Here is a 26,602-nt window from a genome sequence, read left to right on the forward strand (position 1 = left end):
GGCGGGGCGCACGTAAAGTCTGCCCATGACCTCTACCGACAGTGCTGCGCAGACCCCCTCGACGGCCCCGACGACGGCCCCCGCGAAGGCTCCCGCCAAGGACCCGTGGGACCTTCCCGACGTCTCCGGGCTCGTCGTCGGCGTGCTCGGCGGCACCGGCCCGCAGGGCAAGGGCCTCGCCTACCGGCTCGCCAAGGCCGGCCAGAAGGTGATCATCGGCTCCCGCGCCGCCGACCGCGCCCAGGCCGCCGCCGACGAGCTCGGCCACGGCGTCGAGGGCGCCGACAACGCCGAGACCGCGCGCCGCAGCGACATCGTGATCGTCGCCGTACCGTGGGACGGCCACGGCAAGACGCTGGAGTCGCTGCGCGAGGAACTCGCCGGGAAGCTGGTCGTCGACTGCGTCAACCCGCTCGGCTTCGACAAGAAGGGCGCCTACGCGCTGAAGCCGGAGGAGGGCAGCGCCGCCGAGCAGGCCGCGGCCCTGCTCCCCGACTCCCGGGTCACCGCCGCCTTCCACCACCTGTCGGCCGTCCTGCTCCAGGACCCGGAGATCGACGAGATCGACACCGACGTCATGGTGCTGGGCGAGGAGCGTGCCGACGTCGAGATCGTCCAGGCCCTGGCCGGCCGTATCCCCGGCATGCGCGGCGTCTTCTCCGGCCGGCTGCGCAACGCCCACCAGGTCGAGTCCCTCGTCGCCAACCTGATCTCCGTCAACCGCCGCTACAAGGCGCACGCGGGCCTGCGCGTCACCGACGTATGAGCCGATGGGGGACACTGGACGGCGACGCCCACGGTGTCCCCCGACGTACCCCGACAGGAGAACCGCCCCCATGCCCCGCCTCGCCCTCTACGCCCTGATCGTCTGCCTCCTCGCCGTGGCGGCGGCGGTCGTCTCGTTCGTCCAGGGCAGCTTCCTCGGGATCGTGTGGGTGCTGCTCGCCGGGCTGTCCAGCAACATGTGCTGGTACTACCTCAAGCGCGGCAAGGCCGAGAAGGCCGTCACCCGCTGACCGAGCAGAAGTCGCTCGTCTGCCAGAACCGGTAGAGGTCCTGGCCGCAGTACGTCTCGAAGTCGCTGATGCCGAGCGAGGCCAGGATCGAGTCGATCACGTCGAAGAACGCGTGGTTGACCGACGGCACCCACAGCAGCGCGAACACGAACAGCAGGCCGAACGGCGCGAACGGCTCCACCTGCCGCTTGATCTTGTACGACAGCCAGGGCTCGATGACGCCGTAGCCGTCCAGGCCCGGGACCGGCAGGAAGTTCAGGATCGCGGCCGTCACCTGGAGCAGGGCGAGGAAGGCCAGCGCGAACCGGAAGTCCGCCGGCACCCCGTCCAGGGCGTCCAGCCAGAACGGCGCCGTGCAGACGACCGCGAACAGCACGTTCGTCAGCGGCCCGGCCGCCGAGATCAGACTGTGCTTCCAGCGCCCCCGGATCCGGCCGTGCTCGATGAACACGGCGCCGCCAGGGAGGCCGATCCCGCCCATGATGACGAAGAGGACGGGCAGGACGATGCTGAGCAGGGCGTGCGTGTACTTCAGGGGATTCAGCGTGAGGTAGCCCTTCGAACCGACGCTGATGTCGCCGCTGTGCAGGGCGGTACGCGCGTGTGCGTACTCGTGGAGACACAGCGACACGATCCACGCGGCCGTCACGAACAGGAACACGGCCACGCCCGGCTGCTCGGCGAAGCCGGTCCAGGTGGCCCAGCCGGTCACCGCAGTGACGGCCAGGATCCCGACGAAGACGGGACTGATCCGCCGGTCGCTGTGGCGGGCGGCTGTGGTGGTCATGGGGTTCCCCCGACTCTCGTACAGGCTCTGGGACTGCCCGACCGTACCGGGCGTACGACGAAAACGTCTCGCGGTCCGTCATCGGTTCCATGGAAGGTGGGGCCATGGGACTTTGGCACGTGTTCTACGAGGACTGGCAGATGGAGTGCTGCGGTACGCCGTTCTCGGTGGGGGACGAGGTGAGCTGGCCGCTGCTGCTGGTGAGCGACGGCGAGACGCCGGGCGGGGGCTGGCACGACCAGTTGACCAAGGTGGCCGGGCCGGTGGCGGACGGGGTGCTGCGGGACGAGAACGGGCTCGTGGTCGCCGTGCAGGAGGAGACGGGGGAGTGGATGCGACTGGTCGGGCTGCTGACCGTCGAGACCCACGGTGCGAAGCTGCCCGAGGCACGGGGGCGGGTACGGGCCGTGCAGGTGGTGACGCAGGCGTATGCGCGGTCCGAGCCGGACGGCCCGTGGGAGCCGGTTCCCGGGGAGCGGTCGCTGACGGCGGTGGACACCTGCCCGAAGTGGTTCGGCGACAAGGAGGCCGACGGGCGCCGTCTGAGGGGCGCGGGCGTCCTGGCGACCCTGGAGGTCCCGGGCACCGACTCCTGGCTGTCCCACGCGGTGCGCGAGGCGAGCGGTCTGCCCGGAAACGCCCCGCCGGGTGCCGAGACCGAGGGCATCGACGGGGACTCGCTGGCGGCACTGCTGGAGACGTTCAGCACGGTGTCCGGCCCCGAAGAGCGCCGCGGGACCCGCCCGCGTCCGTGACCCCGTGACCGTCCCCGAACCCACCAGAGACAATGGATCCCGTGCGCTATCGCATCCTCGGCACCACCCAGGTACTCCGTCCCGACGGCACCCCGCTCCCCGTGGGCGGGGCGCGGCTGCGTGCCCTGCTGACCGTGCTCGCGCTGCGGCCCGGCCGTACGGTCGCGGTGAGTCTGCTGGTCGACGAGGTGTGGGACGGCGACCCGCCCGCCGACGCGGCGGGCGCGCTGCAGGCCCTGGTGGGCCGGCTCAGACGGGCCCTCGGCGCGGACGCGGTCGCCTCGGCGGACGGCGGCTACCGGCTCGCCGCCGCGCCGGACGACATCGACCTGCACCGCTTCGAGCGGCTCACCGGTGAGGGCACGCGCGCGTTGCACAACGGCGACCCCGCGAAGGCGGCCGGTGTCCTCGACGACGCCCTCGCCCTGTGGCGCAGCCCGGCCCTCGCCGACCTGCCCGACCGCACCGCCGAGGCGGCCCGCTGGGAGGCCCGGCGCCTCGACGCCCTGCGCGCCCGCCACACCGCCGCCCTCGCCCTGGGCCACGCCGAACAGTCCCTGCCCGAACTGACCGCCCTCTGCGACACCCACCCCCTCGACGAACCCCTCCAGTCCCTGCGCCTTCGCGCCCTGCGCGACGCGGGCCGCACCGCCGAGGCCCTGGCGGCCTACGAGGAGGTACGACGGCTGCTGGCCGACCGGCTGGGAGCGGACCCGGGTCCCGAACTGCGGGTGCTGCACGGGGAGTTGCTGAGCCCTCGGGGCCGAGGTAACGGCTTCGGCGCCTCCGAGGGCGAGCTCCGCCCCGCAGCCGGCGCGCCCCTGAACGGCCGGGACCGGTACCGGTACCGGGACCGGGACCTCGGACAGACCTGGGCCGGGGGAGCCGGGATCTCCGAGGACGGTGCCATCACGCCTCCCCCCGGTGCCCGCGCCGCCGTCGCCGCAGAAACCCCCGCCCCTGCCTCCCCCACACCTCACTCCGACGCCCCACCCCCCGCTCTCGGCAACCTCCGCGCCCGTCTCACCTCCTTCGTCGGCCGGGAGTCCGACATCGAGGCCATCCGGGGCGACCTCGCGACCGCCCGGCTCGTGACCCTGCTCGGGCCCGGGGGCGCGGGCAAGACCAGGCTGTCGCAGGAGGCGGCCGAGACGGTGCGGCACACCGCGCGGGACGGGGTGTGGCTGGCCGAACTCGCTCCGGTCGACGAGCCGGACGGGGTGCCGGAGGCGGTGCTCACCGCCGTCGGGGCGCGGGAGACCGTGCTGTACGGCGCGGGCGCGGAGGCGATGCGGGCCGCGAACGAACGGCACGCCGACCCCGTGGAGCGGCTCGCGGAGCACTGCGGCAACCGCCGGATGCTGCTGATCCTCGACAACTGCGAGCATGTCGTCGAGGCCGCCGCCCGGCTCGCGGCGGAGCTGCTGGCACGCTGCCCGCAGCTCACGGTACTGGCCACCAGCCGCGAACCCCTCGGCGTGCCGGGGGAGTTGCTGCGACCCGTGGAGCCGCTGCCGGAGCCCGTCGCGCTGCGGCTGCTGGCCGATCGCGGGGCCGCGGCCCGGCCAGGGTTCACGGTCGAGGCAGACGATGAGACCGCTGCGGCGTGCGCGGAGGTCTGCCGGCGGCTCGACGGTCTCCCCCTCGCCATCGAGCTCGCGGCCGCCCGGCTACGGATGCTGACGCCGCGTCAGATCGCGGACCGGCTCGACGACCGATTCCGGCTGCTCACCTCCGGCAGCCGTACCGTCCTGCCCCGCCAGCAGACCCTGCGGGCCGTCGTCGACTGGTCCTGGGAACTGCTCGACGAGGACGAACGGGACGTGCTGCGGCGGCTGTCGGTCTTCGCGGGCGGCTGCGAACTCGCCGCCGCCGAGGCCGTCTGCGGGCCCCTCGCGCTGGAGGCGCTGGGCTCACTCGTCGACAAGTCCCTTGTCGTCGCCGCCCCTTCGGACGACGGCGGGATGCGCTACCGGCTCCTGGAGACCGTCGGCGAGTACGCGAGCGAGCGGCTCGACGAGACCGGGCTGCGGAAAGCGGCCGAGCGCGCGCATCTGACGTACTACCGCGAACTCGCCCGCACCACCGACCCGTTGCTGCGCGGCCCGCACCAACTGGCCGCCGTCGGCCGGCTGGAGCGCGAGTACGAGAATCTGCGCACCGCCCTGCGGCACGCCATCGCCGAAGGCGACGAGCAGGAGGCGCTCTGCCTGGGGCTGTCACTGGCCTGGTACTGGCAGATCCGCGACGTCCGCATCGAGGCCCGCAACTGGTACGCCGAGATCATGGCCCTCGGCCCCGACCCGTTCACCGAACCGGTGCGCCGCGCCGCCCCGGTCCACCAGCGCAGCACCGACACACCGCCCCCGCTGACCGGCGAGGCCCTCATCGAGGCCCGGCGCGGGATCCACCTCGCCCATCTGGCCTGCATGGACACCGAGTTGGAGGCCTGGGAGACCCCGGAGGCCAAGGCCAAGCTGCACACCATCACCCAGGTCTACGAGCCCGGGCTGCCGCAGGTCTGCCGTCCCCCGGGCCTGCTCTGGTTCTACGCCGTGATGCTGAGCGGAGGAGTGGAGCGGCTGGCCGGGATCCTCGACGCCGCCGTCGACACCTGCCGCAGGACACCCGGTATGGAGTGGGAGCTCGCCGGCACCCTCCAGATCCGCGCCAACATCCTCGCCAACCGGGCCGACTGGGCGGGCGACGCGGCCCGCGACGCCGACGAGGCGCTGGAGCTCTTCCAGACCCTGGGGGACGCCTGGGGCACCGCGGAGGCGCTCTCCGCGCGCGGCGAGGCCCGGGAGCGTTCGGGCGCCTATCTGGACGCCGCCGCCGACTACGAGGCGGCGATGGAGCAGGCCGACCGGCTCGGCGCCCGCGCCCAGAACGCCGTGCTCAAGGCCCGGCTCGGCAGCGCGCTCATGGAGGCGGGCCAAGGAGAGCGGGCCGAACGGATCCTGCGCGAGGTGATCGACCGGCGGGACGGCGCGGGCAGCAACGAGGCCACGCCCGCCGCCCGGATGTTCCTCGCCGGACATCTCGCCATGACCGGCCGGACCGTGGAGGCGCGCGAGCAACTGCGGTTGCTGCGCGAGTGCTTCGCGATCGCCCACTTCGTCGTCTTCGATGCCTTCATCCTCGGCTCGGAGGCCTGGCTGGAGGCGATGGACGGCTGCTACGAGGCCTGTCTGGACAAGTCCCGGCTGGCTCTGGCCAGGGCCGACGACCCGCTGTCCGAGGCCATCGCCCCGTTCATGCTGCCCCTGTACCTGGCCATCGCGGCGATCGCGCTGGCCGCGGTGGACGACGGGGCCCGGGCCCGGGACGCCGCCCGCGTCCTCGGCGCCGCCCGCGCCGCGCTGCCGCCCGGCCATGTGGCGACGTCCATCGAACGCGAGGCGTTCGGCCGTGCCGAGCGGCACGCGCGGGCCGCACTCGGCGACGAGGCCTACGAGGCCGCGTACACGGAGGGCGGCGCCCTCTCCCCCCGGGAGGCCGCCGCCCTGGTCTGACGTCCGGCGTCCGACGCGCACCGACGAGGTGAACGTCAGCTCTTGGACTTGAACTTGTGGATCGCGACCGGCGCCATGACCGCCGTGATCGCCACCGACCAGCCGAGCGTCACCCACAGGTCGTGCGCGACCGGACCGCCCACCATCAGTCCGCGCGCCGCGTCGGCGAGCGTGGACAGCGGGTTGTAGTCGGTGAACGCCTGCAGCCAGCCCGGCATGGAGTTCGTCGGCGCGAAGATCGACGAACCGAACTGCAGCGGGAACAGCACCAGGAAGCCCATCCCCTGCACGGCCTGCGCGCTCTTCATGACCACGCCCAGGGTGAGGAACACCCACATGATCGACGAGGCGAACGCCGTGGACAGGGCGATCGTGGCGAGCAGCCCGCCCCAGTTGGTGATGTCGAACCCGACCAGGACGGAGACGATCATCAGCAGGGCGGTCGCGAACAGCATCCGCATCAGCTCGACCGAGATCTTCGCGAAGAGCACCGAGCCGCGCCCGATCGGCAGCGACCGGAACCGGTCCATGACACCGGAGTTGAAGTCCTGGCTGAACCCGGTACCGACGCCCTGCGACAGCGTCATGCTCATCATCGCGATCATGCCGGGGATCACGTACTGCACGTACTGGTCCTGACCACCGCCCAGCGCCTGTCCGATCGAGCCGCCGAAGACGTACACGAACAACAGGGTGAAGATGACCGGCATCAGCACGGCGTCGGCCATCGACTCCGGGTCCTGCCGGATCCACAGCAGATTGCGGCGGATGAGGGCACCGGTGTGCCGCAGATGCCCGCGCAGCGGGATCCGGACGTCGTCGACGGTGGAGACGGGGGCGGTGGGGGTGACGGTGGCGGCGCTCATACGGCGACCTCCTCGCGGTCGTCGGCCGGTACGGCGTCCTGCGGGGCGCTCGCTCGGTGGCCGGTGAGGGACAGGAACACCTCGTCCAGGCTGGGGAGTTCGGTGGTGATGGAGGAGATCGTGATGCCGCGCGCGGTGACCGCGCCGACCACTGCGGTCAGCTGCTCGTCGCTGAGGATCGGCACGAGCAGGGAGCCGGCGTCGGTGTCCACGGTCGTGGTGGCGATGCCGGTGATGCCGAGGTCGTCGAGGTGGGAGGCGAGCGGGCGCAGCTGCAGCGGGTCCACGGGCCGGACCCGCAGGGCGCGGCCGCCGACCTTCGCCTTCAGCTCCTCGATCCCGCCGCCCGCGATGACCTTCCCGCGGTCGACGACGGTCAGCTCGTCGGCGAGCTGCTCGGCCTCCTCCATGTACTGCGTGGTGAGCAGGACGGTGACGCCGTCCCCGACCATCCGCTTGACCTCGTCCCACACCTCGTTGCGGGTGCGGGGGTCGAGCCCGGTGGTCGGTTCGTCGAGGAAGAGGACGGCGGGGCTGCCGATCATGGAGGCGGCGAGGTCGAGCCGCCGCCGCATACCGCCGGAGTACGTGCTCGCCGGGCGCCGGGCGGCGTCGGTGAGCGAGAACCGCTCCAGCAGCTCGTCGGCCCTGCGGCGGGCCTCCTTGCGGGGCAGGTCGAGCAGCCGCCCGATCAGGTACAGGTTCTCCCAGCCGGGGAGCTTCTCGTCCACGGAGGCGTACTGCCCGGTGAGTCCGATGACCTTCCTGAGCTGGCGGGGCTGCCGTACGACGTCGTAGCCGGCGACGGTGGCCTGTCCGGCGTCGGGTGCCAGCAGGGTGGACAGGATGCGGACCAGGGTGGTCTTTCCGGCGCCGTTCGGCCCGAGAACACCCATCACGGTGCCCTCCCGCACATCCAGGTCCACACCGTCGAGCGCCTTCGTCTCGCCGTAGTGCTTCACCAGCCCCCGCACGGTCACGGCGATGTCTGCGCCGATGGGGTTCTTGTCGATTCGCGTCATGGGCAAGACGGTGTCAGGGCCCACCGACAAACGACCGACAGGCCACCGACAGCCGTACTGCGCCACCGACAAACCCCCGACGAACGGCAGCAGCCCCGTCGGCGGGGGAAGATCGACGGGGCTGCTTTGGTGCCACTGTGGCTCTAGTGGACGCTGTGCTCCTCCAGCGGGAAGGTGCCTCCCACCACGTCCTCCGCGAACGCCTTCGCCGCGTTGCCCATGACCTCACGGAGATTGGCGTACTGCTTCACGAACTTCGGGACCCGGCCGCCCGTGAGCCCCAGCATGTCGGTCCACACCAGTACCTGCGCGTCCGTCTCCGCGCCGGCGCCGATGCCGACCGTCGGGATGTGCAGGGTGCGGGTGACCTCGGCCGCCAGCTCGGCGGGGACCAGCTCCAGGACGACCGCGAAGGCGCCCGCGTCCTGGACGGCCTTCGCGTCGCGCAGCAGCTGCGCGGCCGCCTCCTCGCCGCGCCCCTGGACGCGGTAGCCCATGGCGTTCACGGACTGCGGGGTGAGGCCGATGTGGGCCATGACCGGGATGCCGGCCTCGACCAGGAGCCGGATCTGGTCGTAGGAGCGCTCGCCGCCCTCCAGCTTGACGGCGCCGACCCCGGCGTCCTTGATCAGCCGGGTCGCGGAGCGGAGGGCCTGTACCGGGCCCTCCTGGTACGAACCGAAGGGGAGGTCGCCGACGATCAGGGCGCGGGAGGTGCCGCGGACGACCGCCGCCGAGAGCATCGTCATCTGGTCGAGGGTGACGGGCACGGTCGACTCGTACCCGAGGTGGCAGTTGCCCGCGGAGTCGCCGACGAGCATGACCGGGATGCCGGCCTCGTCGAAGACGGACGCGGTCATCGCGTCGTACGCGGTGAGCATGGGCCACTTCTCGCCCCGCTCCTTGGCGAGGGCGATGTCGCGAACAGTGATACGGCGTGTGCCCTTCCCCCCGTACAGCGCCTTGCTGCCGTCGGAGGGCCTGTTCTGAACAGTCTGGGCAGCCGAAAGCTGCGTCATGGAACGGCTCCTAACACGTCATCTCGAGGCGCCCTCACGGCGTCCCCGGATCACCTCCATGGTGGCACCTCGTGCCACGCGCGGCCAGAGCGAGGAGGGGGACATGAGTCACGGACCGCATGACTCCAGCGGCGTACGGCTCGGGCCCTAGGGCGTCTAGGGCTCGCGCCCTAGGTCGGTTCTCAAGGGCTCCGTAAAGAATTCCGATACGAGACGGTGCCGTATCGAAATAGGGCTAGGGTCGGACGTATGACTTCTCCTGCCGACCCTGCCCTCGCCGGCTCCCGCGTTCCGGAAGCCGTGCACAGGCGCCGCTGGGCGATCCTCGGCGTGCTGATGCTGAGCCTGCTGATCGTGGTGCTCGACAACTCGATCCTCAATGTCGCGATCAAGACGATCTCGACCCCCGCCCCGACCGGTCTGGGCGCCACCCAGAGCGAGCTGGAGTGGGCGATCAACGCCTACACGCTCGTCTTCGCGGGACTGCTGTTCTCCGCCGGTCTCCTCGGTGACCGGCTCGGGCGGAAGAGGGTGCTGCTCGGCGGGCTCGTCGTGTTCGGCATCGGGTCCGCGCTCGCCGCGTCCTCCGGATCGCCGGGGGAGCTGATCGCGTTCCGCGCGGTGATGGGGCTCGGGGCCGCCTTCGTGATGCCCGCCACCCTCGCCGTGCTCATGAACGTCTTCGAGCGTGAGGAGCAGCCCAAGGCCATCGGGATCTGGGCGGGTGGCGTCGGGCTCGCCATCGCCATCGGACCGATCACCGGCGGGGTGCTGCTGGACCACTTCTGGTGGGGGTCCGTCTTCCTGATCAACGTGCCGATCGTGCTGATCGCGCTGGCGCTGATGGTGTGGCTGGTGCCCGACTCGCGGGACCCGCGCCCCGGCCGTATCGACCCGATCGGTGTCGTGCTGTCCGTGGTCGGCCTGGTGCTGCTGGTCTACGGCATCATCAAGGGCGGCCAGCTCGCGGACTTCACGGACGCGACCGTGCTGGCGACGATCGGCGCCGGGCTCGCCGTGCTCGTCGCGTTCGTGGTCTTCGAGGCGCGCAGCGACCATCCGTCCATCGACGTCATGTACTTCAAGAACAAGGTGTTCTCCGCCGCGATCGCCGCCATCGCGCTGGTCTTCTTCGCGCTGATGGGTGTGACCTTCTTCTCGGTGTTCTACACCCAGAGCGTGCGCGGGTACTCGCCGCTGCAGACCGGTCTGCTGATGTTGCCGCTGGCCGCCGCGCAGATGATCTTCGCGCCGCGGGCCCGGCTGCTCGTCGACCGGTTCGGGAACAAGGCCACCACCACGGCCGGGCTGCTCGTCATCGCCGCGACGCTCGCCGCGTTCGCCGGGTTCGAGTCGGACACGCCGATCTGGATGCTGGAGGTCGTCTTCTTCCTCATGGGCACCGGGATGGCGCACATCATGACCCCGGTCAGTGTCGTCATCATGCAGGCCCTGCCCCGCGAGAAGGCCGGCTCCGCCTCCGCGCTCAGCAACACCTTCCGCCAGGTCGGCGGCGCCCTCGGTATCGCCATCCTCGGCTCGGTCCTCTCCACCGCCTACCGCAACGGCATCGAGGACAAGCTCGGCCTGCTCCCGGCCGGCGCCCGCCACACCGCGGGCGAGTCCATCGAGGCCACCCTCGGTGTCGCGGAGAAGCTGGGCCCCCAGGGCAAGGCCCTCATCGCCCCGGCCCACGACGCCTTCCTGCACGCCATGCACACCACCGCCCTGTGGGGCGCGGGCATCGCGGTGATCGGCGCGATCGTGTGCGCACTGTTCCTGCCCGGCAAGGCACCGGCCGCCGACAAGGACACGGGGGAGCGGGAGTTGGTGACGGCGGAGTCCGGGACGGGGGAGTGAGGGACGGCGCGGGGGCGTATCCGGCGCGGTCGCGGAGATACATCCGGCACGTGACGCGGAGCGCACCCCGGACAAGCCGCGGGTCGCATGCGACGCGGGCCACGGGGACACCCCGTCCGGGCCGGGCAAGTTCTACGGGTCGCAATCCGGCGCGGGCCGCGGGGACACCACCCCGCACAGACCGCGGGTCGCATCCGCCGCGGTTCGCGCGACGCTTCCCGGGCGGGGCGCGGGACACATCCCGGACGGCCCGGGCACGCCCTGCACGGTCCGGGCCCGCTCCCGCCCGCGCGGCGGGCGCACCCCCGGGTTCCCGGGTCCGCCCCCGCCCAGCGGAGACACGTGCGGCGTCGGCCGCGGAGATGCATCCGGCACGGGCTGCGGGGCGCATCCGGGGCGGCCCGGGCACGCCCCTGCACGGGGCCGCGGAACATGCCCCGCACGGGCCGGGCACGCCTCGCACGGGCTGCGGGCTGCATCCGGCGCGGGCCGGGGCGCATCCGGGGCGGTTCGCGGAGCGCATCCCGGGCGGGCCGCGGAGGGGTACGCGCCGCGGACACACCCCGCGGGTTCTCGGGCCCCCCGCCGTGCGGGGAGACGTGCGGCGTCGGCCGCGGAGATGTATCGGGCACGGGGTGCGGGGCGCATGCGACGCGGGCCGCGGGGACACCCCGTCCGGGCCGCGGAGCACACCCCCGACGGGCTGGGCGCGCCTCGCACGGGCTGCGGGCCGCATCCCGGGCGGGCCGGGGAGGGGTACGCCCCGCGCGGGCCGGGCCCGAACCGCACGGGCCGGGCTCGCCCCCGCCCACGCCGCGGGTACACCCCGCGCCCTGTCCCGCCCCGGGCCCGCTCTCGCCCATGCCCGGGGGAGAATCCCCCCAGGACGAAGAAGGGATCCACCGACGTGAACAGCCTCGCCGAAGGCAACTCCCCGCAGGCGGGACCCGTGCGGGGCCGTCCCCGCAGTGAGGCCGTGGAGCGGGCCATTGTCGAGGGGGTGATGAAGCTGCTGGAGGAGGGGGTGCCGCTGGCGGAGCTGTCCATCGAGCGGATCGCCCGTACCGCGGGGGTGGGGAAGGCGACCATCTACCGGCGCTGGCGGGGCAAGGAGGAACTGTTCGTCGACGTCATCCGCAGCGCCGAGCCCCCGGACCTCGAACTGCCCGGCACCTCCCTGCGCGACGACCTCGTCGTCTTCCTGGAGTCGATGCGGCAGCGCGGCCTGGTCAGACGTTCCTCGGTGATCCTGCACAACGTGCACGCCCAGATGAAGAGCAGCCCGAAGATCTGGGAGGCGTACGACAACCTCGTCATCGCACCGCGGCGGCGGCTCGGCGTGGAGGTGTTGCGCCGAGGGCAGTTGAACGGTGAACTGCGCGCGGACATCGACGTCGACCTGCTCAACGACATCTTCATCGGCCCCATGCTGCTGCGTACCGTCATGCGCCCGGACGCCGACCTCCACGAGGGTCTGCCCGAGGAGATCGTCGATGTGCTGCTCCAAGGCCTACGGCCCGTCAGCTCACCGTCCGTCAGTTCGACGAGTCCGTAGACCTCGTGTGCGCGTTTCGTCACAGAGCGCGCTTTCTGCGGCCGCGTCAGGAACTACCGGCGGCGACTTGTTCGTGCTCGTACGGGTACGGCCGTCATGGGACGGCAGGAACGGAACCGATCATCCCCTAGGGTCTTGTGGCAGCGGGGGACGGACGGATGCACGGCAGGCAGTGAGGCGACGCGGTATGGCGCAGCAGGCGTACATGGAGGAGACGGACAACGGCGGCCGGGGACCCGAGCGCCAGGGCTCCAGACTCCGGCGCCTGTTCGACCGCCTGGTCAGCGGATGGCGTGGCGACCCGAGAATCTGGCGTCGCGGCCTGATCGTCGCCGCGCTGGCGGTGCTGCTCGCCCTGGTGATGCTGCTGCACTCCCGCATCCCCAACCGCATCGGCAACCTGGGCAGCCTGACCGAGACCTTCCTGCCCTGGCTGGGCCTGATGGTGCCGGTGCTGCTGATCCTCGCCCTCGTCCGCAAGTCGGTGACCGCCCTGATCGCCGTCGTGCTCCCGGCGGTCGTCTGGCTCAACCTCTTCGGCGGACTGCTCACCGACAAGACCGGCTCCGGCGGCGACCTCATGGTGGCCACGCACAACGTCAACGCCGACAACCCCGACCCGTCCGGCACCGCCCGTGACGTGGCCGCGTCGGGCGCGGACGTCCTCGCGCTGGAGGAGCTGACGGAGGGCGCGGTGCCGACGTACGAGAAGGCGCTGGCGGGGACGTACAAGTACCACTCGGTGCAGGGCACCGTCGGGCTGTGGAGCAAGTACCCGCTGAGCGGGGTCGAGCCCGTCGACATCAAGCTGGGCTGGACGCGCGCCATGCGGGCCACGGTGGCCACGCCCGAGGGGCGGATCGCGGTGTACGTCGCCCACCTGCCGTCGGTGCGGGTGAAGATGGAGGCCGGGTTCACCGCCCGGGAGCGCGACAAGAGCGCCGACGCCCTCGGTGAGGCCATCGCCCACGAGCCCCTGGAGCGGGTCGTCCTGCTCGGCGACCTCAACGGCACGATGAACGACCGCGCGCTCAACGCCGTCACCGCCCAGATGCGCTCCACGCAGGGCGCGGCCGGCAACGGGTTCGGGTTCAGCTGGCCGACGTCGTTCCCGATGGCGCGGATCGACCAGATCCTGGTCAGGGGCGTCGAGCCGGAGAGCTCGTGGGCCCTTCCGGAGACGGGGAGCGACCATCTTCCGCTGGCCGCTCGTGTGAAGGTCGACACGTCCTCTTAACCGCATGGAATACTGGGCCTGAGAGGCTTTGTTCCGCTGGTGAACATAAGCACCGCGGAACTACCCCTGAAAGGCACAGGCACCCCATGCCCCTGGCCCTGCTCGCCCTGGCCGTCGGCGCCTTCGGCATCGGCACGACCGAGTTCGTCATGATGGGCCTGCTGCCCGACGTCGCGGCCGACCTGGACGTCTCCATCCCCACCGCCGGTCATCTGGTCTCGGCGTACGCGCTGGGCGTGGTGATCGGCGCCCCGCTGCTGGCCGCCGTCACCGCGCGCATGTCCCGCCGTACCGTCCTGATCGGCCTGATGGCGCTGTTCATCGCCGGCAACGCGGCCTCGGCCCTCGCCCCCGACTACCACGGGCTGCTCGTGGCCCGCTTCGTCAGCGGGCTGCCGCACGGCGCCTTCTTCGGCGTCGGCGCGGTCGTCGCCACCGGCATGGTCGCGCCGGAGCGCAAGGCCCGGTCGGTGTCCCTGATGTTCCTCGGCCTGACCGTCGCCAACGTCGCGGGCGTGCCGGTGGCCACGCTGATGGGCCAGCACCTGGGGTGGCGGGCGACCTTCCTCGGCGTCAGCGCGATCGGCCTCGCGGCCATCGCCGCGCTCGCGTGGCTGATCCCGCACGACCGGGCGACGGCGGCGTCGAACGCCGGGCTGCGCGGAGAGCTGGCGGCCCTGAGGTCCGTCCCCGTCTGGCTGGCGCTCGGCACGACCGTCGCGGGCTTCGGGGCGCTCTTCGCCGCGTACAGCTACATCACGCCGATGCTGACGGACTCCGCCGGGTTCGCCGACGCCAGCGTGACGCTGCTGCTCGCGCTGTTCGGCGTGGGCGCGACCGTGGGCAACCTGGTGGGCGGGCGGCTCGCCGACCACGCCATGCGCGGCACCCTGTTCGGCGGACTGACCTCGCTGGTCGTGGTCCTCGCCCTGTTCCCGCTGCTGATGGCGACCGGGTGGAGCGCGGCCCTCGCGGTCGTCCTGCTCGGCATCGCCGCCTTCGTCACCGGCTCCCCGCTCCAGCTGATGGTCATGGAGAAGGCGTCCTCCGCCCCCTCCCTCGCCTCCTCCGCCAACCAGGCCGCCTTCAACCTGGCCAACGCCGGCGGAGCCTGGATCGGCGGCCTGGCGCTCGCGGCCGGCTTCGGCGTGACGTCCCCGGCGCTGGCCGGGGCGGGCCTGGCCGTGCTGGGACTGGGCGTCGCCGGGGCGGCGTACGCGGTGGACCGGAGGCGGGCGGTCCCGCACGCCGGGCGGGAGCGGATCCTCGTCGCGCATCTGCCGGAGCAGGTGGAGGCAGTGCAGTACTGAGTGGTCGTAGGTCGTACGACGTGGTCGTAGGACGTACGACGTGGTCGTAGGTCGTACGACGATGAGGGGCGCCCGGGATCGCCGGGCGCCCCTTCGTCGGTTCCGGGGCTTGTGACGGACCCGTTCCGGCGCCTGCGAGGGGCCGGTCACAGGCGCCGCGAGGGGCTTGTTTCAGCTCTCCGGGCCGGCTGAAACCGCGGTGAAGCCGTTCTGAACCGCCGGCGCCGCAAGCTCTTCCGCATGACGACGACGAAGCAGTCACTCGCGATCGCGGCCACCGGGCTGCGGAAGTCCTTCGGGGACAAGACCGTCCTCGACGGCATCGACCTCCAGGTGCCCGCCGGCACCGTCTTCGCCCTGCTCGGGCCGAACGGCGCCGGCAAGACCACCGCGGTGAACATCCTGTCCACGCTGATCTCGGCCGACGCCGGGCAGGCGCGGATCGGCGGACACGACCTGGTCGCCGAGGCGCAGTCCGTGCGCGCGGCGATCGGGGTGACCGGGCAGTTCTCCGCCGTGGACGGGCTGATCACCGGTGAGGAGAACATGCTGCTGATGGCGGACCTGCACCACCTGTCCCGGCAGGAGGGGCGCCGGGTGGCCGCCGAGCTGCTGGAGCGGTTCGATCTCACCGAGGCCGCGAAGAAGCCGGCCTCGACCTACTCCGGCGGTATGAAGCGGCGTCTCGACATCGCGATGACGCTCGTCGGCGGCCCGCGGATCATCTTCCTGGACGAGCCCACCACCGGGCTCGACCCGCGGTCCCGGCACACCATGTGGGGCATCATCCGGGAGCTGGTCTCCGGTGGCACGACCGTCTTCCTCACCACGCAGTATCTGGAGGAGGCCGATGAACTCGCCGACCGGATCGCGGTGCTGAACGGCGGGAAGCTCGTCGCCGAGGGGAGTGCCGAGGAGCTGAAGCGGCTGATCCCCGGCGGGCATGTCCGGCTGCGCTTCACCGACCCGGACGCCTACCGGTCGGCCGCGGCCGCCCTGCGCGAGGTGACCCGGGACGACGAGGCCCTCACGCTCCAGATTCCCAGCGACGGCAGCCAGCGCGAGCTGCGGGCCGTTCTCGACTGGCTCGACTCCGCCGGCGTCGAGGCCGACGAGCTCACCGTCCACACCCCTGACCTCGACGACGTGTTCTTCGCCCTGACCGGCCCCGCCACCGGCTCCGTCACCGGTCCCACCACCGTCCCCGCCCAGTCCAAGGAGACCGCCCGATGAGCTCCCTCGCCCTCGCCGTCCGTGACTCCGGCACCATGCTGCGGCGCAACCTGCTGCACGCCCGCCGCTATCCGTCCATGACCCTGAACCTGCTGCTGACGCCGGTCATCCTGCTGCTGCTCTTCGTCTACATCTTCGGCGACACGATGAGCGCGGGGATGGGCGACGGCGCCGACCGCTCCGCCTACATCGCCTATCTCGTCCCCGGTCTGCTGCTGATGACCATCGGCTCCACGACCATCGGCACCGCGGTGTCCGTGTCCATGGACATGACCGAGGGGATCATCGCGCGGTTCCGGACCATGTCCATCCACCGCGGGTCCGTACTGGTCGGGCATGTCGTCGGCAGTGTCCTGCAGTGTGTGCTGAGCGTGGCCCTCGTCGGTGCCGTCGCCGTGGCCATCGGCTTCCGCTCCTCCGGCGCCACGGTCCTGGAATGGCTCGCCGCGTTCGGCCTGACGATGCTCTTCGCCTTCGCGCTGACCTGGATCGCAGTCGGCATGGGCCTGGTCGGCCCCAACCCCGAGGCGGCCAGCAACAACGCGATGCCGCTGATCTTCCTGCCGCTGATCTCCAGCGCCTTCGTGCCGGTCGACTCGATGCCGGGCTGGTTCCAGCCCATCGCCGAGTACCAGCCCTTCACGCCCGCCAACGAGACACTGCGCGGTCTCCTGCTCGGTACCGAGATCGGCAACAACGGCTGGATCGCCCTCGCCTGGTGCCTCGCGCTGACCGTGCTCGGCTACCGCTGGTCCAGGGCGAAGTTCGACAGCGAGCCGAAGCACTGACCACCGCCCGCAGGACAAGCCCCGCCCTCCTCGGGCCGTCCGGCTGGGGCCGTCCGGCTGGGGCTGCGCTGCTGGGGTCGTTCGGCTGGGGTCGCGCTGCCGGGGTCGTCCTGCTCGGGTCGTTCGGCTGGGGCCGTCCGGCTGGGGCTGCGCTGCTGGGGTCGTTCGGCTGGGGTCGCGCTGCCGGGGACGTCCTGCTCGGGTCGTTCGGCTGGGGTCGCGCTGCTCGGGTCGTCCCGCTCGGGTCCCGCTCGGGCCATTCCGCTGGGGCTGCGCTGCTTCGGCCGTCCCGCTCGGGCCGCGCTCACCGGGCCGCGTCCCGCTCGGGTCCCGCTCGGGCCATTCCGCTGGGGCTGCGCTGCTTGGGCCGCCCCCTCAGACCCGCCCCCCTCAGTCCGCCCCCAACTCCCGCAGCGCCGCCTCCCGCAGTTCCTCGCGTCCCAGGGCGGCGTACGCCGACTTCGCCTCGGTGTACGCCGTCCTGTCGGCGTCCTCGGCGGTCCGGCGGGAGCGGGACGAGGAGAGGGTGGGGAACTCGCGTACCACCGGCATGCGTTCCGTCAGGGCCAGCAGGCGTACGGCCGAGGTGTCGCCCCGGGCGATCCCGGCGAGGCCGAGGGCCAGCAGGACCGTGCCGTAGACCGGGAGTTCGACCGGGGCCCGGTCCTCGGGGGCGCCGGAGAGCATGCCGAGGAGGCGTTCACGGAGTTCCTCGGCGAGCCCGGCGACCGGTTCGAGGCGGTCGTGCTGGGCGTGCGCGGCGAGTCCCGTCGACTGCAGCTTCAGCCACCAGGAGTCCACGAACGGATCCTCGCCCCGCGACGGCCGGTCCTCGCCCATCCGCTCCAGCGCCCGCCGCCACAGCCCCAGGCCGACCTCGGTGAGCCCCCGGGCCAGTGCGATCTCCGCGCGGACCGCGAGGTCGGGGGCGTAGAACTGGGAGAGCTCCGACCGCTGCCGGTTCTGTTCGGCAAGGCCCAGCCAGTACTCGGCCTCGTCGACCTCCCCGCGCTGCAGACAGGCCACCACCAGCCCCCAGCGCACCCCGTCCGAGTCCCACCAGTCGCCGAACTCGCTCACCCCGTCGAGACACACGCGCAGATGACCGTACGCCTCCTCGCCCTGCTCGGACTGCAGACACAGATCGCTGATCCGGCCGTGGGAGAGCAGCATGACGGCCGGGTTGCGCAGCGACCCCAGCGTGTCGACCATCAGGCGGGCGCAGTCCAGGGCGCGCGCGGTGTCGTGCTCGGACTCCCAGACATAGCTGGCGACGCAGGCCGCGACGCCCGCCAGCAGGGGCTCGTCGGACTCGCAGAGCTCCTTGAGACGGGTGTACTCCGGCGGGCGGATGTCCTGGAGCGAGCACAGCACGACCGACAGTGCGCGCACCATCGTGTCCGCAGGGGCGGGTGGCAGCCGGCGCAGGGTGACGAGCTGGCGTACGGCGTGCGGGCCGTAGCCCATGAAGAGGCTCGCCGCGCAGGCCGCCGCCGCGGTGCGGGCCGGTTCCGTGTCCTCGGGGTTCTCGGGCCCGGGGCGGAAGTGGGACAGCGGCCCCGCCGTCTCGGCGGCGAGGGCGGCGAGCCGCGCGTAGTTGGTGTCGGTGGCCCACAGACAGGCCAGTACGGCGGTGAGGGCCGCGATGGTGGGACCGTCGGCGCGGGCCAGCGCGTACCGCAGGGCCAGGACGAGGTTGTCCTGCTCGGCGCGGATACGGATCCAGTCGGAGAAGGGATCGCCCCGGAACAGCACATCGTGCCGGGCCCGCCCGAAGTCCCGCGCCCAGGACAGGAACCGGCCGGTCACCGCCTCCTCCTCGCCGGCCTCGACGCGCCGGGCCGCGCTGAACTCCCGCAGCGTCTCCAGCATCCGGAAGCGCACCCCGAAGGGGCTGTCGTCCACCTTGAGCAGCGACTGCTCGGCCAGCTGCTCAAGGAGCGTCAGCGCGTCCCCGCTCTCCCCGACCATGTACTCCGCCGCGTCCTCGGCGAACCCGCCCGGGAACACCGACAGCGCCCGCAGCGCCGCCCGCCCGTCGTCCTCCAGCAGGTTCCAGCTCCACTCCACGACGGCCCGCAGCGTCCGATGCCGCTCCGGCGTGTCCCGGGCACCCCCGCGCAACAGCGCGAAACGGTCCCGCAGCCGCCGCGAGATGTCCGCCACCGACAGCACCCGCACCCGCGCCGCCGCCAGCTCGACCGCCAGCGGCAGCCCGTCCAGGTGACGGCAGATCTCGGCCACTTGGTCCGCGGGCAGCTCCACCCCGGGCCGCGCGGCCCGCGCCCGCTGCCCGAACAGCTCGACCGAGGTCGCGAGCGACAGCTCCGGCAGCGCGTACACCGACTCCGAGGTCAGCCCGAGCGGCGCCCGGCTGGTGGCCAGGATCCGCACCTCCTTCGACCGCGACACCAGCGCCTGTACGAGGGCGGCGGCACCGCCGAGCACCTGCTCGCAGTTGTCCAGCACCAGCAGCGCGGGCCCCTGTCCGAGCGCCGCGACGATGCCGCCGGCCGCGTCCCCGCTGTTGGCGTACTGCCGGCTCTCCGCTCCGCCGACGGCCGAGGCCACCTCGTCGGCCACGTCGTCGTCGGCGGTGACACCGGCCAGAGCGACGAAGTGCACCACGGACTGCTCGGCCGACTGGCTCACCGCGTGCGAGAGCCGGGTCTTGCCGAGGCCGCCGGGCCCGACGACCGTCACCACCCGGGCCGTGCGCAACAGCCCCGCCACGGCCGCGATGTCGGCCTCCCGGCCCAGCAGCGGGTTCGGCTCGTGCGGCACACCGTGCCGGACCGGGGCGCGGTCGGCCTGCAGCAGCTCCTGGTGCACGGCTCTGAGCCCGGGTCCCGGATCGGTCCCCAACTCCTCGCGCAGACCGCGCCGGTAGCCGTCGTACCGCAGCAGAGCGGCCGCCCGCCCCGCGGTGGCCGCCTCGCACCGCAGGAGCTCCGCGAGGACTTCCTCGTCCCGCGGCAGCGAAGCGGCCACCTCGGCCAGCACCCCCGCGGCCTCCTCCTTCCGCCCGAGGCGGGCGAGCGCGAGCGCCTGGGACCGCACCAGCGCCCGGTGCACGGGCACGCGCGCGACCCGCAACGCCAGCACCGGATCGTCGAGTTCCTCGCCCGCCCCGGCCTGCGCGCTCCCGTCCCACAGCGCGAGCCCCGCCTCGGCCTCCGCCAGCGCCCCCGCGTGATCCCCGGCCCGCGCCCGCCCCGCACTCGCCGCCTCGTGCAGCACCAGCGCCGAGCTGTCGACCTGCGCCTCCTCCAGGGCCAGCCGGTACCCGGTGGGCGTGCTCACCACCAACTCGGCGCCCAGCTGCGACCGCAGCCGGGACACCAGCACCTGCACCGCCTTGCCCGGCCGCTCCGGCTGCTCGTCCGGCCACAGCCCCTCCACCAGCCGGCCCGTCCTGCACCCGGTGCGCGGCTCCTCGGCGAGCAGCGCCAACAGCCCCCGCAGACGGGGTGCGGTGACCTCACGCCCACGGCAGGCGACACGGGGCAGCAGGGTCAGCTCGATGGTCATCCCCGAAGACTAGCGAGATCGACAACTCCCGCCGGACTCCAGGGCGTCAGGGCTGCCAGACGGAATGGCCGATACCCCGGCCCGCCGAACTCCTGCGCACCGCCCTGCGGTTGCGGTGCCGTGTGGACCGACCTAGTCGAAACGTTCGAGGTCCCGCAGCCAGGCGCGGGCCGAACTGTCCGAAGGCGCCCGCCAGTCACCCCGCGGCGACAGCGAGCCCCCGGCCGACACCTTCGGTCCGTTCGGCATCGCGGAGCGCTTGAACTGGGCGAAGGCGAAGAAGCGGCGGCAGAAGACCTCCAGCCACTTGCGGATCTCGGCCAGGTCGTAGGTGACCCGCTTGGCCTCGGGGAACCCGGGAGGCCAGGCCCCGCCCTCGACGTCGTGCCATGCGTGCCACGCCAGGAACGCGATCTTCGACGGCCGGAACCCGTACCGCAGTACATGGAACAGCGTGAAGTCGTGCAGGGCGTACGGCCCGATCTTCGACTCCGTCGACTGCATCTCCTCGCCCGGCACCAGCTCCGGACTGATCTCGGTGTCGAGGATCGCGGCAAGGATCTTGCCCGTCTCCTCGTCGAACTGACCGCTGCTGATGACCCACCGGATGAGGTGCTGGATCAGCGTCTTCGGCACGCCCGAGTTGACGTTGTAGTGGCTCATCTGGTCGCCCACGCCGTACGTGGACCACCCGAGGGCGAGCTCCGAGAGGTCCCCGGTGCCGAGCACGATCCCGCCGCGCTGATTGGCGAACCGGAACAGATAGTCGGTGCGCAGCCCCGCCTGCACGTTCTCGAACGTGACGTCGTACACCGGCTCGCCGGACGCGAAGGGATGCCCCATCTCCTGGAGCATCAGCCGTGCGGTGGGCGTGATGTCGAGTTCGGCCGCGGTGACCCCGAGGGACCGCATCAGGGCGTGGGCGTTGTCCTTGGTGTGGTCGCTCGTGGCGAAGCCGGGCAGTGTCCAGGCGAGGATGTCGCTGCGCGGCCGCCCGGCCCGGTCCATGGCGCGGGCCGCGACGATCAGCGCGTGCGTGGAGTCGAGCCCGCCGGACACCCCGATGACGACCTTCGGCCCACCGATGGAGGCGAGCCGCTGCTGCAACCCCTCGACCTGGATGTTGTAGGCCTCGTAGCAGTCGAGGGCGAGCCGCTCGGCGTCGGCCGGCACGAACGGGAACCGCTCAAGACGCCGCCGCAGCCCGAGATCGGTGAGCGGCGGATCCAGCTCGAAGCCGACCGTACGGAAGTCGCTCGTCCTTGCCCGGTGGGTACGCCGGTTGTCGTCGAACGTGCCCATCCGGGACCGCTCCTGCCGCAGCAGATCGAGGTCCACGTCGGCGATCGCGTACTCGTCGCCCAGCGGGAACCGCTCGGTCTCGGCGAGCAGCACGCCGTTCTCGTAGATCATCGTCTGTCCGTCCCAGGACAGGTCGGTGGTCGACTCCCCGAGTCCGGCGGCGGCGTAGACGTACGCGGCGAGACAGCGGGAGGACGCCGAGCGGCACAGCAGCTTGCGGTCCTCGGCGCGGCCCACGGTGATCGGGCTGCCGGAGAGGTTGACGAGGAGGGTCGCCCCGGCGAGGGCCGCCTCGGCGCTGGGCGGCACCGGGACCCACATGTCCTCGCAGATCTCGGCGAACAGGGTGAGCCCGGGGACGTCCGAGGCCTCGAAGAGCAGATCCACGCCGAAGGGGGCTTCCGTGCCGGCGACGCGGATCGTCCCGCCGCGCTCCTCGGAGCCGTCGGCGATCTGGCGGCGCTCGTAGAACTCGCGGTAGTTCGGGGGGTACGACTTGGGCACGACCCCGAGGATCCGGCCGCGGTGCACGACGACCGCGCAGTTGTAGATCCGGTTGCGGTGCCGCAGCGGGGCCCCGACGACCAGGACGGGCAGCAGGCCGGCCGAGCCCGCGACCACGGTCGCGACGGCCGCCTCGACCTCGTCGAGCAGCGCGTCCTGGAGCAGCAGGTCCTCGATGGAGTAACCGCACAGGACCATCTCGGGGAACACCGCGACGGCGACCCCCTCCTCGGAACACCGCCGCGCGTGCCGCAGCACCGCCTCGGCGTTGGCGGGCGGGTCGGCGATGACGGTGTGACCCGTACAGGCGGCCACGCGTGCGAACCCGTGCTGATAGATCGACCAGAAGTTCAGTGGAGGCACGGGGCCAGTGTAATCGTCAGAGAGACGCGATGGGGTGGCGGGAGATGCCGGCCTCCCACGCCATCCCTCGGCTCAGCGCTCGGCGTCTTTGACCTGGGCTTGATCGTTTGCGGAGGCGCCGTAGGGGATCCGCGGGGTGCGGAGGTGATCGAGACCGCTTCGGCACCTCGGTTCACCTGCTGAAACAGCTCAAGCATCCACGAACAGCGGGTATTTGAGGGTTCTTGATCCGCTCGTTCCCCTGGCATGAACCGTTCGGCGCCAGAGTGACCTCACCGATCACTCCATGCGAGGAACCGCACAGCAGGGGGTTTCATGAGATCCAATCGCGCCATCATGCGCGCCGGTGTGGGCATGGCGGCGACACTGCCGATGCTCGCGGGCGCACTGGCGCTCGGCATACCCGCGGCCCATGCCGCGGACGCCCCGCACCGTGACGCACTGGCCGGGACCAAGCCCGCCTGGGCCACGGCCGGGGCGGACCGGGGTGCCGCCTCCGACACCGCGGGCTTCTCCGGCCGGGTCTACCTCGCCGGCCGGGACGCCACCGGCCTCGCCGCGTACGCGAAGGCCGTCTCCGACCCGCACTCGGCGTCGTACGGCCGGTACCTGACGGCGAAGCAGGCCCAGGCCCGCTTCGGCGCGACCGCCGCCCAGGTGTCCGCGGTGAAGTCCTGGCTGACATCGACGGGCCTGAAGGTCACCGACGTCACACGGCACTACCTCGCCGTCAGCGGCGATGTCGCCGCCGCCGAGCGGGCGTTCGGCACCCAGCTGCACAACTACATCAAGTCCGGGCACACCTACCGCGCCCCGACGAAGTCCGCGTCCGTGCCGGTGGACCTGGCCGACGCCGTCCTGACCGTCACCGGCCTGGACACCGCGCCGCACCGGGCGAGCCACGACGACACGCTGCCGCCCCCGGAGACCGTGGTCCGCAACCCGGGGCCGTTCTCCTCGTACTACGGCTCGAACACCGCGAGCACCCTGCCCGACGCGTACGGCACCAAGGTCCCGTACGCGGTCAAGGGGTACACCGGCAAGCAGCTGCGGGCCGCGTACGGCGCCGGCGCCCGCACCGGCAAGGGCGTGCGCGTCGCCATCACGGACGCCTACGCCTCGCCGACCATCGCCTTCGACGCCGCCACCTACGCGAAGAAGCACGGCGACGCGCCGTGGAAGACCGGACAGCTGCACCAGGTGCTGCCCGAGAAGTACACGAACACCAAGGACTGCAAGGCGGCCGGCTGGTACGGCGAGGAGAGCCTGGACGTCGAGGCCGTCCACGCGGTCGCGCCCGCCGCGGACGTCACCTATGTCGGCGGCGCCTCCTGCAGGGACGAAGACCTGCTCGACGCGCTCGGCAAGGTCGTCGACAGGCATCTGGCCGACATCGTCTCCAACTCCTGGAGCGACGTCGAGGCCGACGCCACGCCGGACCTGCTGGCCGCCTACGACCAGGTCTTCCAGCTGGGCGCCGTCGAGGGCATCGGTTTCTACTTCTCCAGCGGCGACAACGGCGACGAACTCGCCAAAACCAACACCAAGCAGGTCGACTTCCCCGCCTCCTCGGCGTGGGCGACCGCCGTCGGCGGCACCTCGCTGGCCGTCGGCAAGAACGACAACTACCTGTGGGAGACCGGCTGGGGCACCGAGAAGGCCGTGCTGTCGGCCGACGGCACGAGCTGGACCGGCTTCCCCGGCACCTTCGCCTACGGCGCGGGCGGCGGCACCAGCAAGCTCGTCGCCGAGCCGGACTACCAGCAGGGAGTCGTGCCGGACGCGCTCGCCGAGGTCAACAGCCCCGACGGCAACCGGGTCGTCCCGGACATCGCCGCGGACGCCGACCCCACCACCGGGTTCCTGGTCGGCCAGACCCAGACCCTGCCGGACGGCAGGACCCAGGCGTACGACGAGTACCGCATCGGCGGCACCTCGCTCGCCGCGCCCGTCATCGCGGCCGTGCAGGCCCTCACCCAGGAGGCCGCCGGCGGCAAGCCGCTCGGCTTCGCCAACCCGGCGATCTACGCACGCTACGGCTCCAAGGCGTACCACGACGTCACGGACAACCCGACGGGCTCCGGACTCGCGGCGGTCCGGGTCGACTTCGTCAACGGCTACGACGCCACGGACGGTCTGATCACCTCCGTCCGCAGCCTCGGCAAGGACAGCTCGCTGTCCGCCGTGAAGGGCTACGACGACGTCACCGGCGTGGGCACACCCACGGGCGGCTACATCGAGTCCTACCGGCGCCACTGAACGGAACGGCTCCCCAGGGTGGGCCCGGTCCCCGGCACGGGGGTGGGCCCATCCGGCCGTCGGCGGACCTGTGCGACCGTCAGTCGCGAGGCCCGGCGCCCCGCTCCTTGAGCATGTCCGCCATCAGGGCGATCTCCGACTCCTGCGCGTCGACCATGCCCTGCGCGATGTCCTTCTCCACCTTCACCGTGCAGCGCGACACACAGGCCTCGGCCATGTGGACACCGCCCTTGTGGTGGTCGGTCATCAGCTGCAGATAGAAGATCTCCGCCTGCTTGCCGCTGAGCTTCTTCAGCTTCGCCAACTCGGTGTTGGTCGCCATGCCCGGCATCAGCGCGCCGTCCTCGCCGGAGGCCATGCCGCCCATGTCCATCCAGGTCATCGGCGGATCCGAGGACACCTTCGGCAGATTCCACAGATCCAGCCAGCCCAGCAGCATGCCGCGCTGGTTGGCCTGCGTCTGCGCGATGTCGTACGCGAGCAGCCGGACGTCCTCGTCCTTCGTACGGTCGCGCACGATGAACGACATCTCCACCGCCTGCTGGTGGTGCACCGCCATGTCCCGCGCGAACCCGGCGTCCGCCGAGTCCGCCGTCGGGGTGTCACCGGAACCGTCGTCCTGAGTGACGGCGTAGGTGATTCCCCCGGTCGCGACGAGCACCGCCGCCGCGGCCGAGGCGATCCAGCCGGCCTTCCTCACTGCGTCAGACCGCCCGAGCACGTCGCACCCTTCTCCGGTGTCTGCTCACCCTGGACGTACGTCTCGAAGAACTTCGCCACGTTCGGGTCGCTCGCGCCCGTCACCGTCCGCTGGTGGCCCCACGCCGTCAGCATGATCGGGGCCTCCTGGCCCTCGTACGGGCTCATCAGCGAGTACGGCGTCGCCTTGACCTTCTTCGCCAGCGCGTCCACGTCGGCCTTCTTGGCCTTGGACGTGTACGTCACCCACACCGAGCCGTGCTCCAGCGAGTGCACGGCGTTCATGTTGTTGATCTCCTTGGTGTACACGTCGCCGTTGCAGTTCATCCAGCGCGCGTCGTGGTCACCACCGGCCGGGGGCGTCATCGGGTACTTCACGGTCTTGGTGACATGGGTCTGGCTGAGCTTCGACGACCACGTCTTCACCCCGTCCTTGCCCGTCGTCCAGTGCCCCGGGTTGCTGGAGTCGGCCGTGCCGCCGTTGTCGTCCTGCGACTGCACGATCACGACACCGCCGATGACGAGACCGGTCACGACGACCACGCTCGCCCCGATGGTGAGGAGCCGATTGCGGCGCTCGCGGGCCTTTTCGGCGCGCCGCATCTCCGCTATTCGAGCCTGGCGCTCGGCGGAGTTCTTCTTCTTGGCGGAACCCATGGGGTGTGTCCTTCTGGGTAAGGAGGGCCGGTCGGGTCAGCTGATCGTAGTAGGGGCGACAGCGACCCCAGAAAGGGAGGGCACAGGAATGGCCCGGGAGCACGTGATCCGCTCTGGTCCCATCCCGTGAGGTTCCGGCCCGCCCGGCATTACTTATGTGCGTCCGAGCAGGCAAGATGGGCGCAGAACAGTACACCTGCCGTACGTGAGGCGTTCGCCCAGGGGTCGGCCCGCCGATCATGGGCCGCAACACGGATGAAATGGTGTTGTGGTGGGATGCTCAGGTGCCCGACCGTCTCTCGCGGGACCGGAGGCAGGCGGCCT

At 71.9% G+C, this 26,602-nt stretch carries 19 protein-coding genes; 11 read left to right on the forward strand and 8 right to left on the reverse strand.

Going from position 1 to position 26,602, the window contains the following annotated elements; translation table 11 throughout:
- The first annotated feature begins 25 nt into the window (after positions 1 to 25).
- Positions 26 to 766, forward strand: coding sequence for an NADPH-dependent F420 reductase (npdG, locus tag PH203_RS01935; RefSeq protein ID WP_289915317.1), 741 nt, complete (start codon positions 26 to 28; stop codon positions 764 to 766).
- A 4-nt stretch (positions 767 to 770) separates the two neighbouring features.
- Positions 771 to 1,016, forward strand: coding sequence for a hypothetical protein (locus tag PH203_RS01940; protein WP_289915318.1), 246 nt, complete (start codon positions 771 to 773; stop codon positions 1,014 to 1,016).
- Here PH203_RS01940 and PH203_RS01945 read toward each other — a convergent pair.
- A complete protein-coding gene (locus PH203_RS01945) occupies positions 1,006 to 1,803 on the reverse strand; it encodes a site-2 protease family protein (protein ID WP_289915320.1) in 798 nt (265 codons plus the stop codon). The genes PH203_RS01940 and PH203_RS01945 overlap by 11 nt on opposite strands.
- A 104-nt stretch (positions 1,804 to 1,907) precedes the next feature.
- On the opposite strand from PH203_RS01945, the gene PH203_RS01950 reads away from it, so the two are divergent.
- A complete protein-coding gene (locus tag PH203_RS01950; RefSeq protein ID WP_289915323.1) occupies positions 1,908 to 2,558 on the forward strand; it encodes a DUF6578 domain-containing protein in 651 nt (216 codons plus the stop codon).
- A gap of 32 nt (positions 2,559 to 2,590) precedes the next feature.
- On the forward strand, positions 2,591 to 6,073 hold the full coding sequence (locus PH203_RS01955; protein ID WP_289915326.1) for a BTAD domain-containing putative transcriptional regulator: 3,483 nt from the start codon (positions 2,591 to 2,593) through the stop codon (positions 6,071 to 6,073).
- Positions 6,074 to 6,108: 35 nt separating this feature from the next.
- Here PH203_RS01955 and PH203_RS01960 read toward each other — a convergent pair whose 3' ends face one another.
- The 3 genes from PH203_RS01960 to panB all read right to left on the reverse strand — a co-directional run bounded on the left by PH203_RS01960 (position 6,109) and on the right by panB (position 8,980).
- Positions 6,109 to 6,939: an ABC transporter permease gene (locus PH203_RS01960; protein WP_289915328.1), complete on the reverse strand. Its 831-nt coding sequence runs from the start codon at positions 6,937 to 6,939 to the stop codon at positions 6,109 to 6,111.
- Entirely contained in the window at positions 6,936 to 7,961 is a 1,026-nt protein-coding gene (locus tag PH203_RS01965) for an ATP-binding cassette domain-containing protein (protein ID WP_289915331.1), read from the reverse strand. Before PH203_RS01965 ends, PH203_RS01960 begins: the two co-directional genes overlap by 4 nt.
- A gap of 143 nt (positions 7,962 to 8,104) precedes the next feature.
- Positions 8,105 to 8,980, reverse strand: coding sequence for a 3-methyl-2-oxobutanoate hydroxymethyltransferase (panB, locus tag PH203_RS01970; protein ID WP_289915332.1), 876 nt, complete (start codon positions 8,978 to 8,980; stop codon positions 8,105 to 8,107).
- Positions 8,981 to 9,229: 249 nt separating this feature from the next.
- Here panB and PH203_RS01975 point away from each other — a divergent pair, with 249 nt between their 5' ends.
- The 6 genes from PH203_RS01975 to PH203_RS02000 all read left to right on the forward strand — a co-directional run bounded on the left by PH203_RS01975 (position 9,230) and on the right by PH203_RS02000 (position 16,963).
- Entirely contained in the window at positions 9,230 to 10,840 is a 1,611-nt protein-coding gene (locus PH203_RS01975; protein WP_289915334.1) for an MFS transporter, read from the forward strand.
- A 907-nt stretch (positions 10,841 to 11,747) separates the two neighbouring features.
- A complete protein-coding gene (locus PH203_RS01980) occupies positions 11,748 to 12,395 on the forward strand; it encodes a TetR/AcrR family transcriptional regulator (RefSeq protein WP_289915336.1) in 648 nt (215 codons plus the stop codon).
- Between the two features lie 187 nt (positions 12,396 to 12,582).
- The gene (locus tag PH203_RS01985; protein WP_289915338.1) at positions 12,583 to 13,632 is read left to right on the forward strand and encodes an endonuclease/exonuclease/phosphatase family protein; all 1,050 of its coding nucleotides are present in this window, start codon (positions 12,583 to 12,585) and stop codon (positions 13,630 to 13,632) included.
- An 86-nt stretch (positions 13,633 to 13,718) separates the two neighbouring features.
- Complete coding sequence (locus PH203_RS01990; protein WP_289915341.1) at positions 13,719 to 14,942, forward strand: MFS transporter; 1,224 nt, start codon at positions 13,719 to 13,721, stop codon at positions 14,940 to 14,942.
- Between the two features lie 240 nt (positions 14,943 to 15,182).
- A complete protein-coding gene (locus PH203_RS01995; RefSeq protein WP_289915343.1) occupies positions 15,183 to 16,175 on the forward strand; it encodes an ATP-binding cassette domain-containing protein in 993 nt (330 codons plus the stop codon).
- A complete protein-coding gene (locus PH203_RS02000; protein WP_289915344.1) occupies positions 16,172 to 16,963 on the forward strand; it encodes an ABC transporter permease in 792 nt (263 codons plus the stop codon). Before PH203_RS01995 ends, PH203_RS02000 begins: the two co-directional genes overlap by 4 nt.
- Before the next feature lie 390 nt (positions 16,964 to 17,353).
- On the opposite strand, the gene PH203_RS02005 is transcribed toward PH203_RS02000, so the two are convergent.
- Together PH203_RS02005 and PH203_RS02010 are read right to left on the reverse strand one after the other, a co-directional pair.
- Complete coding sequence (locus tag PH203_RS02005; RefSeq protein WP_289915346.1) at positions 17,354 to 20,494, reverse strand: BTAD domain-containing putative transcriptional regulator; 3,141 nt, start codon at positions 20,492 to 20,494, stop codon at positions 17,354 to 17,356.
- Between the two features lie 132 nt (positions 20,495 to 20,626).
- Positions 20,627 to 22,663, reverse strand: coding sequence for an NAD(+) synthase (locus PH203_RS02010; protein WP_289915348.1), 2,037 nt, complete (start codon positions 22,661 to 22,663; stop codon positions 20,627 to 20,629).
- 315 nt (positions 22,664 to 22,978) lie between these two features.
- Between PH203_RS02010 and PH203_RS02015 the strand changes: the two genes are divergently transcribed.
- The gene (locus PH203_RS02015; protein WP_289915350.1) at positions 22,979 to 24,922 is read left to right on the forward strand and encodes a S53 family peptidase; all 1,944 of its coding nucleotides are present in this window, start codon (positions 22,979 to 22,981) and stop codon (positions 24,920 to 24,922) included.
- Positions 24,923 to 25,001: 79 nt separating this feature from the next.
- Here the strand turns inward: PH203_RS02015 and PH203_RS02020 are convergent, their stop codons facing one another.
- A complete protein-coding gene (locus PH203_RS02020; RefSeq protein ID WP_289915353.1) occupies positions 25,002 to 25,622 on the reverse strand; it encodes a DUF305 domain-containing protein in 621 nt (206 codons plus the stop codon).
- The gene (locus PH203_RS02025; RefSeq protein WP_289915354.1) at positions 25,619 to 26,278 is read right to left on the reverse strand and encodes a DUF3105 domain-containing protein; all 660 of its coding nucleotides are present in this window, start codon (positions 26,276 to 26,278) and stop codon (positions 25,619 to 25,621) included. Before PH203_RS02025 ends, PH203_RS02020 begins: the two co-directional genes overlap by 4 nt.
- Between the last annotated feature and the right edge of the window lie 324 nt (positions 26,279 to 26,602).

Source organism: Streptomyces sp. S.PB5, assembly GCF_030403745.1.
Taxonomy (GTDB): Bacteria; Actinomycetota; Actinomycetes; order Streptomycetales; family Streptomycetaceae; genus Streptomyces.